Here is a 10,686-nt window from a genome sequence, read left to right as displayed (position 1 = left end):
TGTATAAGAGACAGTTACCAATCTGTCAATGAACTTTCCGTGTTTTGCGGGGTGCAAATGTAACTTCTGTTTTTAAATCTCACAAGCTTTTTTGAATCTTTTTTTGAAAAAAATTTTCTTTCCAAAATTCGTTTGCTTGCCAGTATTTCAGTGAACGTCTATCGCTGTTGCGGGTGCAAAAGTAGCACCTTTATTTACATTTACAAGCCTTTTTTTTATATAATTTTAATCTTTTTCGAAAGTTTTTCTTAACACCCTGATAACACAAAACTTACGATTTAATATTTTTTGATAATTTTAAGAATTTTCTGTAGTGTTTGTGTTTGTCTCAATTCTTTTGCTTGCTGAACTACCGTTTTTATGGACTTTACATACTAACACATTCTTTTCTGAGAACTTTACAATATTTACCTTCTCCCATTTTTCCTGAATTTCATCCTCTTGAATGCCATTTTTGGTTTTTTGGACTCTTTGCCACAAAGGCACTAAAGACACGAAGTCTTTTTTCCTGCTTTCTCCTTACATAACAAACACTTCTCTTGAAAACAACTCCCCTAGCCCCGATGGGAGGGAAAATCCTTTTGTGGTGGGGTTCACCACAAAAGATTGGAAGGAACAGCGGGAAATAGCTCCTTACTAAAATAATAATTCCATAAAAGAGCTTCTACTTCGCTAAACCTGATAAAAACTACTCTTATATATTATAGTAGCAATATTCTACTTCTATAAAAAACAAATCCGACAGTTATTAAAAAACTTGTCGGATTGTAAATGTGAATCTTTAATTATTATAGTTAATCGAAACGAATAGCTTTAACTGGAGAAATCTTGGTTATAATATAGGAGGGAATTAATAACACAACGAAACAAACTGTAATAGTCATTAGATTCAATAAAATCACATATCCCCAATTTATATAAACCGGCGCCTGGTTTACATAATAGTTTTCAGGATTTAATTGAACGACTCCGAATTGCTGCTGTATAAGCAATATTGAAATCCCGATTAGATTACCCCAAAAAAGCCCTCTTATAATAAGATAGAAAGCATTGTACAAAAATATTTTGCGTACTGTCCAGTTATTAGCACCTAAAGCTTTTAGAATTCCAATCATTTGTGTACGTTCTAAAATAAGAACCAATAAAGCTACTACCATGTTTATTGTGGCTACTAAAATCATAACCACTAAAATAACGATGATATTGAAATCGAAAAGCTGTAACCAATCGAATATATAACCGTATTTTTCAACTATTGTTTTTGTATCCAGACTTGAAGATGTCTGTTCGTAAATCTGATCACCGGTTGCTTTGATATTTTTAAAATCTTTTACAAAAACTTCAAAAGCACCAACCTGATCCGGATTCCATTTATTAATTCGTTGTATATGACGAATATCTCCTATTATATAAGTTGCATCGAAATCCTGAAATCCTGAATTAAAAATACCCGTAATTTTGAATCGCCGGCTATTGGGCATCTTGCCTTGTTCTTCTTTAATAAAAAAGGTATTAAAATTATCTCCAACTTTTAAGCCTAAGCGATTTGCCAGGAATTTGGAAATAATTACTTCTTCGTTTAAGTTTTTAGAGAAATCCGGTAATTTACCTTCTACTAAATATTCTTTTATATTATTCCAGTCATAATCTCCTCCTACCCCTTTGAAAATAATTCCTTCAAATGCATTTTCGGTTCTAATGATTCCCGCTTTACTTGCGATTACCTGAATATGGCTTACCTCAGGAACTGACTTAAAATTGGGATAAAAATCTTGTTTTTTAGAAATTGGAACCAATGTTACATCTGAATTATTATTATCATAATTCGAAATAATAATTTGACCGTTGAAAGCTGAAACTTTTTCGCGTATTTTTTGCTGTAACCCAATTCCGGTTGCAACCGAAACCAACATCATTATAATACCAATGGCAATAGCCGAAATGGCAATTTTGATGATCGGTGCCGAAATACTGCTTTTATAATCTTTGGCAGTAATAAGTCTTTTTGCTATAAAGTATTCCAGATTCAATTTATAAGGGTCTTATTGATTTATTAAGTTTGCTAATTTTGTCTTTCAAAAATACATTTTAAAAAATAAAAACGATTGTAACTAAAAACAATTACAAAATATTTAAGTTCTTAAAGTGGTAATTTCTTTTTCATTTCTTCAACTATGTTATATGCTGCCGGGCAAATTGCAACATTTTTTAGTGTAAGGTCTGCAATTTGATGAAACTTTTTACGGTCAGTATGCGGAAATTCTCTGCAAGCTTTTGGCCGAACGTCATAAATCATGCAATAATTTTCATTATCAAGAAAAGTACAGGGAACACTTTTTAAAACATAATCTTTATCTTCATCTATTCGAAGATATTGATCAATGAATTGTTGTGGTTTTTGTCTGAAAGATTTTGAAATCCTTTCAATGTCTGCCAAAGTAAATAATGGCCCGGTTGTTTTACAACAATTGGCACATTGTAAACAATCTGTCTTTTTAAATTCGGCGTCATGCAAATCCTGCATAACATAATCTAAATTTTTAGGTTGTTTCTTTTTCAGCTTATCAAAATACTTTTTGTTTTCGATATGCTTATCTTTGGCTAACTTATTTAAGTTATTTAAAATCTGTTTCAAGTTTACTATTTAAAGTTGATGTGCAAAATTAAACAACTTTAAACTTGAAACCTTAAACTTTGAACTAAATTACCATGAAAGATCTTTTTGGAAAAGCGATGTTTGATTTTCAGACCAATAATTCGCCTGAAGATATTATTACCGAAACTACAATTTCTGAAGAAGATGAAATGAGTGTAGATTATTTATTCCGTTCTTATAATGAAATGCCTAAAATTGAGCAAAAGGCCCTACAACTAACAACTGGAAAAACACTTGATGTAGGTTGCGGAGCCGGAAGCCATAGCTTGTCCTTACAAAATGATCGAAATATAGACGTTACCTCTATAGATATTTCTGAAAAAGCAATAGAAACCTGTAAACTTAGAGGTGTGAAAAATGCCAAGGTTCAGAATATTTTAGATTTTGAGGGAGAAAAATTCGATACTATTATATTATTAATGAATGGTGTTGGCATTTTTGGAAAATTAGACAACTGTAATAAATATTTATCGAAACTAAAATCACTTTTAAATGAAGGCGGACAAATCTTACTAGATAGCTCCGATATAATATATATGTTCGACGAAGATGAAGATGGCGGAAAGTGGATTCCATCAAATAATGATTATTATGGCGAACTTGTTTTTAATATTTCTTATAAAGGAGAAAAAGAAGAGCCTTTTGATTGGTTGTACTTAGATTACAACACACTTCAAAATGCTGCTATTGCTAATGGATTAAAATGTGAACTTGTTTTAGAAGGAGAACATTATGATTATTTGGCCAGACTTTCAATTTAAATCACGCTTGAATTTATGGAAAATTTAGATTTAGAAAAATTAAAATATCCGATCGGAAAATTCATTGCTCCTAAAATGTATTCATCAGATTATATATTAGCTAAGATTGAAGAAATTGAATCTTTTCCTGAAAGGCTGAAAAAAGAATCAGGAGATTTAAATAATGATCAGCTGATCACTCCATATCGTCCCGGTGGATGGACGGTTCGACAAGTAATCCATCATTGTGCCGAAAGTCATATGAATTGTTTTATTCGAATAAAATGGACATTAACAGAAAATAATCCGGTTATAAAACCATATGACGAGAATCTTTGGTCGGCTTTGCCAGATAATTTACACATGCCAATAGAATCAAGTTTGGCTTTATTGGAAGGTTTACATGCACGGCTGGCATTTTTAATGAAAAGTTTATCCGAAACTGAACTTGAAAAATCATTTATTCACCCAGAAAATAATTCAGAATATAAAATAAAAGAAATTATCGGTCTTTATGCCTGGCATGGAAATCATCACCTAGCGCATATTACTTCCTTAAAGAAATATAAAAACTGGAAATAAAACATTGTATCCTTTTTATACATTCTTACACATCGTTGTGTACTATTTACTTAAAACAAAAAACTCTTCAAATGAAGAGTTTTTTGTTTTAGACCGCTTATGGAATATTTAAATATTTATGTGTTTGTAATGAAACTCTCCATTTTGGATTGTTCATTACATACTCAACAATTAAAGGTGTCATTTCTTCTTTTTTACTCCACTCGGGCTGAAGAAATAAAATTGCACCATCGTTTACAAGTTCCGCTTGTTCTTCTGCAAAGATAAAATCATGTTTATTATAAATAATCACTTTTAACTCGTGTGCATTGTCATATACAGTTTGAGTTGGTAATTTATTTTTTTTAGGAGAAAGACAAATCCAATCCCAAAACCCTGTTAGTGGATAAGCACCTGAGGTTTCTATATGAACTTTTAAATTTTTATTTTTTAATTCCTGAGTTAGTAATGTCATATCCCAAGTCAATGGTTCTCCTCCTGTAATTACAACTGTATCAGCATAACTTGCAGCATTCTTTACAATTAAATCAACACTTGTTGGGGGATGTAATTCTGCATTCCAACTTTCTTTTACGTCACACCAATGGCAACCTACGTCACAACCTCCAATTCGTATAAAGTAAGCAGCTGTTCCTGTATGAAAACCTTCACCCTGAATGGTATAAAATTCTTCCATCAAGGGCAACATCGCTCCTTTATTTACTTCTAATTGTATTTCTTTTGATAACATTATTTTATTTTAAAGTGCAAAGATAGTCAATTAAATACGGAACAAAAAAACCGATAGTCTTGCGAGCTATCGGTTTTATATTTAATAGAAAACTAAAAATTATTTTAAAGCTTTCACAGATTGTTGAGCGTAAGTATTAGCCGGATCTAAAACTAAAGTTTTATTGAAATATTCAACTGCTTTAGCTTTGTCTGTATTAGCGTAACTAGCACCAATACTATTGTAAGCTTCTACGATTTTTTTAACTGTAGCAGGTTTTGCTAATTCTTCAGCGCCTTTTGCAGTTATTTTAGTAATATACTCTTCATAGTTTTTGATGATTTGATCATCTTTCTCTAACAAGTTATTGATTCTGCCTTTGTATAAGTAAGCTTCGTCATAAGTAGGAGAAGCAACCAAAACTCTGTCAAAAGCAGCATCGGCTTTACCTAAATCAGCAATAACTTCCGGAGCGGTAGCCGTTTTATTTACATTTGCATAATAAAGAGAGATTCCATAATACACATTATCAGTTAAGTAATTTTTTGATTCTGTATTAGCAGAACTCAATTCATAAAGAGCAGCAGCCTGAGCAAATTGTTTTTTACCAAATAATTCTTTTCCAAAATCACCAAGTTCTTCAACAGCTAGAGGATCCATAGCAACTCCTTTTTTAATTTCGGCTAAACCAGCATTAAAAACTGCAGGATCAACAACACCTTCAGCATTAGTTCCTTTTTTAATCTTTGCGTAACCTAAATACAAATAATCTCTTCCGATTATTTTATTTGTTGGTACTTTGATATAATCTTCAATAGATTTAATAGCTACATCATAATTTCCATTTTCGTAAGCAGCATATCCTAAATATCTAAAGATTCTTGGATTAACTTTATCTTCAGCAATCATTTTGTTTGCAACAACCTCAAGATTTTTATAATCTTTAACTAAGATAAGGAAATCCGCATGACGCATTTTTGAATCTAAAGAATAATCTGTAAGGCTTAAATATTTCTCGTAATTCGTAATTGCTTTTTGTAAGTTAACAGTAGAAGTCGATGGTTTATTTCTTGCCCATTTGTAATATGTTTCAGCTAATTCTCTGTAAACAGGTCCGTAATTAGCATTTAAAGCAATAACTTCATTGAAAGATTTAATAGCTTCCTCGTAAGATTTTGCTCCTTTTAATAAAACTCCCAACTGCATTTTAGCTCTCAAAAGTGTCGGATCTGCAGTAAATGCATCACGATATGCTTTGTAAGCATCATTTTGATTGTTTGCTCCATAATATGCATCACCAATTGCCAAAAGTGCCTGAGCATTTTGTGGCTCAATAGCTAATGCTTTTTTCAAAGACGCAACAGCATTTGTATAATCAGGATTTACTGAATTCATGTATGCTTTACCGATGTAAATAAATTCATCTACATCTTTACGTTTTATGTCTTTTGTTGCTAACCCAAAATTAGCAGTAGCTGAAGCAGTGTTTTTATTATCAAGATCAATTTGAGCTAAACCTATGTAGTTTAAGTGTTTCTTTTCAGATGCTTCTAATCCATTTAAGTAATAAATTTTAGCAGAATCAATAATAGATTGATTTAAGTAAACATTACCTAAAACAAAATTAGCTTCTCCATCAGATGGTTTTGCTTTAATGATTGATTTCAGCAATGATTTTGCTTTTTGAAATTGCTCTGCATCGATTGCTTTTTTAGCTTCTTTGATATCTTGCGCTTTTACTACAGAAGCTGAAGCAACTAAGGCAAGACTAAAAATTTTAAATTTATTCATCTTTATTGTAATTAATTTATTCTTTATCATTTATAATTTGACTTCTAATTTGTAATTTTCTTCCCGGAGTTCTAACAGGAAGCAATCCAGATTTTAAAACTATACGTTGTCCTATATCTCCGGCGATGAATGAAGCAAACCCCATTCCTAATCCAGAATATCCCTGACAATTTATAATAAACAAATCACGTGCCAAAGGATATTTTAATTCAGCAAGATCATTTTGTGTTGGACTATAATAGTTATTATCTTTTAGTCCTTTTACGCTCAAAACATTAATTTTCTTTACAATGTCAACCATATTTTGAGAAGGCTGCGATAACCAATTTACGCCAACAACACCAATCATTCCGTCATTTTCTGAAACAAACTTAATAACTTCATCATTTGTTTTAAAAGAAAAAACACCATTTGCCGGAATTTCTTTAACCTTTGCCAAATCCTTCATATAACGTACTGTACTTGAATTTGGATTATCAAAAACTAACCCCTTTATTCTTGTATCTGACTTACCTTGCATAAAATCTATTACTGACTTCAACGCAATTAATGTGTCATTATTGCTCTTGTTTGAAATTAAAGCAATTGCATCAATTGCAAAAGGAGTTACTCTTGGATTAATTTTACTCTTTTCAAATTTTTGCAATTCTTCTTTAGTTAAATTTCGAGCGGTTACTGCTACTTTAGCTTTCTGACTTAACAAATCATTTATAAGCTCACCTTCTGACTTAGGTTTTACTGCAATTTTAGCATCATAATACGTCCCTTCAAAAACAGCTACCTGGTCATCTACAATTGGTTTTATCGTTTCATCAGTAACAATATCAATTGATCCTTTTAAAATTGTTTCTTTCGATTCGTTTTTGCTTTTTTGGTTACACATGGCAAACAAAAAGACAAAAACTATTAAACCGAAAATTTTACCATATTTCAACATAACTATTCTGCATTTGAATTAATTAACCTTAAAAAACGGATTGCCGAATAAACAATCAGTAAACCACCAAAAGCATATCTATACTTAGGCTCCATATCTAATGGAAGTTTTTTCCAGAACATAATCATTAAACCCAGCACAAGATATATTAAAAAAAACAGTATTCCTAAAACAAGAAGAAATCGCTCTTTGAGCGATTTCTTCTGAATATTATTAAGCAAATCTTTTAACATTATTCTGCAGATTGAATAGTAATAGGAAGAGAGTAAAGTACTCTGACTTTTTTACCATTTTGCTCGCCGGGAGTCCATTTTGGACACTTTTTAAGAACACGAATTGCTTCAGCTCCTGTACCGTAACCGATATCCCTTAAAACTTTAATGTCCGTTAACGAACCGTCTTTTTCAACTACAAAAGTAACATAAACTTTACCTTTTAAACCTTCTTCTTCCGGAGTCTTGTAATTATTTCCTACGAATTTGTAGAATTTTTCAATCCCTCCAGGGAAATCTGGTTTTACTTCGATACCAGCTGTGTTATACACGTTGTTATCTTCTTCTACTACCTGAGAAACAGGACCTGTTCCTACGGGCTCATCTACAGTAAGTACTGCATTTGGATCTCCTTTGATAGTTTCAGAACCAACTTTTTTATCCTTAAGTTCCTCAATTTTCGGAGGATCTTCAGTAATTTCATTTGCTTTAGCCACAACCGGTTTCACAAACTTCACCTGATCCACTTTTGGTGGTGGCGGTGGCGGTGGTGGTTGGTTTGGCTTAATTTCCTCTTTTTTTGGAGGTAATTTCACAGTAGCAATCTTAATATCGTTATTTACATCTTCTTCTTTAGAATCTGGCAATAAGCTTGCAATAAGAGGAGCTGCTACAGCAAAGCTAAAAATAACAGAACCTATAATAAGCGCTTTTATTGTAGTGCTTCGATTCGATTTCCTTAACTCATATGCACCATATATCTTATTACGCCCTTCGAATACGATATCAAGCCACTGATTTTTAATTATATCTAATTTCATTTTTCTTGAGTATTAGGGTATCCAAAAAAGATTATTGCTCTTTTTTATCTACCAATTTTGTTTCTTCAGGTGTAAACTCAGGAACGATAGCATAAGTTTCAACTCCGGTGATAGCCATTTCATCTAACATATCAACCAAATTACGATAATTTGATTTCTTAGTTGGTTTAATAATAACTATTATCCCGTTTTTAGGTTTCCCTAATGCTGTAGAATAAGCTAAAACCGATTTCTTTCTTGATAATAATTCTCTACGAATTCCATCTTTACCATAAGCAATGTCTTTTGGTCCAGCAATTGGACTTTCAAGTAATCCCATATAATAAACAATTTTATTATCTGCACCCAACATTACAGTCATTGTACGATTCTCATCAACCTTAGTTGGTTTCGCTGTTGGATCTGGATCTTTATCTGGCAGAGACAAATCCATCGATTGAGGTTTTGACAACGATGTGGTCAACATAAAGAACGTGATCAATAAGAATGCCAAATCCACCATTGCCGTTAAATCGACTTTAGAATTCTGCTTTTTACTTCTTACTTTGCCACCTTTTCCGCCGCCACCGTCGCCGGTATTTAATTCAGCCATTTTAGTGTATCTTTTTTAATTAAAAGTCTTTTCCTCTCATACCTGTAACTAAGTTAAAGGAATTGATTTTCTGATCTTGTAAAATATCCATAATCTTTTTGATTTGTGGATATTGTTCTTTCGCATCACCTTTTATTGCAATTTGCAATTCTTTATCATCTATATCGATCGCAGCTCTTCTTGAAATCAAAAGCCAATCTTTTAATTGATTATCTAAAGAATCTAATGGAATTCCAGGTTGATTTGCTTTTGTTCTATCAGCCGCTTTCATATCAATGATTTGCTTTAAATTTGTTACCGGAACACCAAAGTCATCCATTAACGCAAATTTAGTTTTATCATCTTCTGAAAAAGTCACACCGTATTTTGAACCCATTCCTTCAAGAGTTTTTTTACGAATCTCTCTTCCTTTAATGTCAAAAAACACTTTGCTTTTCCCGTCATCTCCTTTACCTATTGTAATAATTGCCAAATCTGAATCTGGTAATTTACTTTGTACAGTAGATGAAGGTGTATCAACAGGAAGCGCTTCTGGCACTTTAGCAGTAGCGGTCAAGATAAAGAACGTAAGCAAAAGGAACGCAACATCACACATGGCAGTCATATCTGTCGATGTTGACTTCTTTTTCATTTTTATTTTAGCCATTATCTTTTTATTTTATTTTGATATAATTAATTGTAATATTAATATCAAAAATTAATTATTGTTTCAAACTTCCTCTGAATCTTCTGTAAGTATTCACGATTGTAGTACCAGCCTCATCGATAGAGTAAGTTAAATCATCAATTTTAGCAGTAAAGAAGTTGTAAGAAACGATAGCCAAGATTGAAGTAGAGATACCTGTTGCAGTGTTGATAAGTGCTTCAGAAATACCTGTTGCAAGAGCAGCCTGGTCTGGAGTTCCAGCAGAAGCTAACGCACCAAACGCTTTAATCATACCAGATACAGTTCCTAATAATCCTCCTAAAGTTCCTAATGATACTAAAGTAGAGATAATAGTCATATTTTTTTCTAACATTGGCATTTCTAATGAAGTTGCCTCTTCGATTTCTTTGTGGATTACTTCTGAAGCTTCTTCACTGTTGAAACCTTCTTTTTTAACGTCTTGGTATTTAATCAAAGCAGATTTAATTGCATTTGCAACTGAACCTTGTTGTTTATCACATGCAGCGATAGCAGCTTCAATATTTCCTTCTTTAATACTTCCCTGAACGCTTTTCATGAATTTGTCTAAGTTAGCTTTTCCAGCCGCTTTTCCAATAACGATAAATCTTTCAATAGAAAACACAACAACCATTAAAAACATACCTAATAATACTGGTACAATAAATCCTCCTTTATATACTTGTCCTAATGTATTAATTGGGTGACCTGTTTCAGGATTACCTCCTTCGAAGTTAGCAGCATCTCCCATGATAACTTTCCAAATAAACACCCCAACCAAAATACACGCTACAATAATGATTCCAGTGATCATTCCTCCCCCATTCGAAGTGCTTTCTTTTTTAACTTTAACGTTTGCCATTTTTTTAAATTTTAATAGTTTTAAATAATTTTTATTTTTTAGTTATATTTAACTTGTAGAGGAGCAAATTTATACGTTTAGTTTAAATAAAAAAACTTTTTTTAATTTTATTCAAGCAAA

Annotated in this window: 12 protein-coding genes; 2 read left to right on the top strand and 10 right to left on the bottom strand. The window is 32.1% G+C overall.

Annotated features, from left to right (window positions below; genetic code table 11):
* Positions 1–794: 794 nt before the first annotated feature.
* On the bottom strand, positions 795–2,030 hold the full coding sequence (locus SD960_RS15755) for an ABC transporter permease (protein ID WP_318804623.1): 1,236 nt from the start codon (positions 2,028–2,030) through the stop codon (positions 795–797).
* A gap of 110 nt (positions 2,031–2,140) precedes the next feature.
* Positions 2,141–2,635 (bottom strand): YkgJ family cysteine cluster protein, encoded by a 495-nt coding sequence (locus SD960_RS15750; RefSeq protein WP_031455300.1) that lies wholly within the window; start codon positions 2,633–2,635, stop codon positions 2,141–2,143.
* Between the two features lie 74 nt (positions 2,636–2,709).
* Between SD960_RS15750 and SD960_RS15745 the strand changes: the two genes are divergently transcribed.
* Both SD960_RS15745 and SD960_RS15740 read left to right on the top strand, forming a co-directional pair.
* Positions 2,710–3,417 (top strand): class I SAM-dependent methyltransferase, encoded by a 708-nt coding sequence (locus tag SD960_RS15745; RefSeq protein ID WP_318804619.1) that lies wholly within the window; start codon positions 2,710–2,712, stop codon positions 3,415–3,417.
* Positions 3,418–3,432: 15 nt separating this feature from the next.
* Positions 3,433–3,978, top strand: a complete 546-nt coding sequence (locus SD960_RS15740) for a YfiT family bacillithiol transferase (RefSeq protein ID WP_318804617.1) — start codon at positions 3,433–3,435, stop codon at positions 3,976–3,978.
* 97 nt (positions 3,979–4,075) lie between these two features.
* On the opposite strand, the gene SD960_RS15735 is transcribed toward SD960_RS15740, so the two are convergent.
* From SD960_RS15735 to SD960_RS15700, 8 genes are all read right to left on the bottom strand, one after another.
* Positions 4,076–4,708 (bottom strand): 7-carboxy-7-deazaguanine synthase QueE, encoded by a 633-nt coding sequence (locus SD960_RS15735; protein ID WP_318804615.1) that lies wholly within the window; start codon positions 4,706–4,708, stop codon positions 4,076–4,078.
* A gap of 99 nt (positions 4,709–4,807) precedes the next feature.
* Positions 4,808–6,478: a tetratricopeptide repeat protein gene (locus SD960_RS15730; protein WP_318804613.1), complete on the bottom strand. Its 1,671-nt coding sequence runs from the start codon at positions 6,476–6,478 to the stop codon at positions 4,808–4,810.
* Between the two features lie 16 nt (positions 6,479–6,494).
* The gene (locus tag SD960_RS15725; RefSeq protein WP_318804612.1) at positions 6,495–7,415 is read right to left on the bottom strand and encodes a substrate-binding domain-containing protein; all 921 of its coding nucleotides are present in this window, start codon (positions 7,413–7,415) and stop codon (positions 6,495–6,497) included.
* 2 nt (positions 7,416–7,417) lie between these two features.
* The gene (locus tag SD960_RS15720) at positions 7,418–7,648 is read right to left on the bottom strand and encodes a hypothetical protein (RefSeq protein ID WP_318804611.1); all 231 of its coding nucleotides are present in this window, start codon (positions 7,646–7,648) and stop codon (positions 7,418–7,420) included.
* Positions 7,648–8,448: an energy transducer TonB gene (locus SD960_RS15715; RefSeq protein ID WP_318804610.1), complete on the bottom strand. Its 801-nt coding sequence runs from the start codon at positions 8,446–8,448 to the stop codon at positions 7,648–7,650. Before SD960_RS15715 ends, SD960_RS15720 begins: the two co-directional genes overlap by 1 nt.
* A 31-nt stretch (positions 8,449–8,479) precedes the next feature.
* Positions 8,480–9,040, bottom strand: a complete 561-nt coding sequence (locus SD960_RS15710) for a biopolymer transporter ExbD (RefSeq protein ID WP_318804609.1) — start codon at positions 9,038–9,040, stop codon at positions 8,480–8,482.
* 19 nt (positions 9,041–9,059) lie between these two features.
* Positions 9,060–9,686, bottom strand: a complete 627-nt coding sequence (locus SD960_RS15705) for a biopolymer transporter ExbD (protein WP_318804608.1) — start codon at positions 9,684–9,686, stop codon at positions 9,060–9,062.
* 55 nt (positions 9,687–9,741) lie between these two features.
* Positions 9,742–10,566: a MotA/TolQ/ExbB proton channel family protein gene (locus SD960_RS15700; RefSeq protein WP_042563690.1), complete on the bottom strand. Its 825-nt coding sequence runs from the start codon at positions 10,564–10,566 to the stop codon at positions 9,742–9,744.
* Between the last annotated feature and the right edge of the window lie 120 nt (positions 10,567–10,686).

Source organism: Flavobacterium sp. MMLR14_040, from assembly GCF_033657265.1.
GTDB lineage: Bacteria > Bacteroidota > Bacteroidia > Flavobacteriales > Flavobacteriaceae > Flavobacterium.
This window is presented reverse-complemented; position numbering and strand designations above follow the sequence as displayed.

What these genes read in the sequence shown, in the direction of transcription:
- SD960_RS15745 (WP_318804619.1), top strand. Translation starts at nt 2,710, where the DNA reads ATGAAAGATCTTTTTGGAAAAGCGATGTTTGATTTTCAGACCAATAAT.
- SD960_RS15740 (WP_318804617.1), top strand. Translation starts at nt 3,433, where the DNA reads ATGGAAAATTTAGATTTAGAAAAATTAAAATATCCGATCGGAAAATTC.
- SD960_RS15735 (WP_318804615.1), bottom strand. Translation starts at nt 4,708, where the DNA reads ATGTTATCAAAAGAAATACAATTAGAAGTAAATAAAGGAGCGATGTTG.
- SD960_RS15730 (WP_318804613.1), bottom strand. Translation starts at nt 6,478, where the DNA reads ATGAATAAATTTAAAATTTTTAGTCTTGCCTTAGTTGCTTCAGCTTCT.
- SD960_RS15725 (WP_318804612.1), bottom strand. Translation starts at nt 7,415, where the DNA reads ATGTTGAAATATGGTAAAATTTTCGGTTTAATAGTTTTTGTCTTTTTG.
- SD960_RS15720 (WP_318804611.1), bottom strand. Translation starts at nt 7,648, where the DNA reads ATGTTAAAAGATTTGCTTAATAATATTCAGAAGAAATCGCTCAAAGAG.
- SD960_RS15715 (WP_318804610.1), bottom strand. Translation starts at nt 8,448, where the DNA reads ATGAAATTAGATATAATTAAAAATCAGTGGCTTGATATCGTATTCGAA.
- SD960_RS15710 (WP_318804609.1), bottom strand. Translation starts at nt 9,040, where the DNA reads ATGGCTGAATTAAATACCGGCGACGGTGGCGGCGGAAAAGGTGGCAAA.
- SD960_RS15705 (WP_318804608.1), bottom strand. Translation starts at nt 9,686, where the DNA reads ATGGCTAAAATAAAAATGAAAAAGAAGTCAACATCGACAGATATGACT.
- SD960_RS15700 (WP_042563690.1), bottom strand. Translation starts at nt 10,566, where the DNA reads ATGGCAAACGTTAAAGTTAAAAAAGAAAGCACTTCGAATGGGGGAGGA.